At 50.1% G+C, this 827-nt stretch carries 1 protein-coding gene; it reads left to right on the top strand.

The window, feature by feature from the left end; translation table 11 throughout:
• Positions 1 to 557: 557 nt before the first annotated feature.
• Positions 558 to 827: hypothetical protein (locus FRC98_RS21905; protein ID WP_230467879.1), on the top strand; the 270-nt coding region annotated here is incomplete at its 3' end.

Genomic DNA, 827 nt, shown 5'->3' with positions numbered 1-827 from the left:
GCCGCCGGGCTCGTCATCGCTTTCGGCTCCTACTGGGGCTATGCATATGCATTTACGATCTCTTCAGTCCTTTATTTGATATCAGCCCTCTACTACTACTTTATCTTCGGCAAGCGCAAACTCGCCGAATAAAAAAGGATGGCCCGCTTTGGCCCATCCTTTTTCTAGCTTATTGAGAAAGATATAAAATACTTGCCTCTTAATCGATATTCCGCAAAACAGCTTCGTAAAACCCCTGTGCTCCTGCGCGCTATGCGCTCGTCGCAAAGAGATGGCTCAAACTTCCTTAGAGCCATCTCTTTGCCGCGGGCGAGCGCCAAGCCTCCTCAGCCGCATTGCGGCTTGCGGGGTCTCGGCTGTCTCGCTATCCCGCGGGCAAGTATCGGCCAAACAGCATTTGGCCGGTACTTTGCGACGAAGCGCGTAGCGCTGCAGGAGCAGTACGGTTTTCTCCGCTGTTTTGCTCCATATCTTAAGTAGTACTACTAAAACGGATAAAGTTATCAGATTTTAAAGAGCGAAACCAGCGCCGGCGCGTCCACGGGCTAGGCGAAGCTATGAGACGAGTGTTCTTCTCGGCTCATGGCGAAAGCCAAAGAGGTGCACAAAAGTTTTTGGGCACCTCTTTTGCGACGAGCTTGCGCAGGAGCAACGTTCTTTCATGTTTCGAAGCTAGCGAAGCGATGCAGAAACAATCGTCTTTGCCCTTCCCAAAGCGGCCGAAGCGAGGTGAAAAGTTCATTTTTTTATTAACTTATCTAAAGAAGGTTTCTCGACAGCCTGAAAAAAGGATAGCCCCATCGGGCCATCCTTTTACTTATTTACGC

Source organism: Lujinxingia vulgaris (genome assembly GCF_007997015.1).
Taxonomy (GTDB): Bacteria; Myxococcota_A; Bradymonadia; order Bradymonadales; family Bradymonadaceae; genus Lujinxingia; species Lujinxingia vulgaris.
This window is presented reverse-complemented; position numbering and strand designations above follow the sequence as displayed.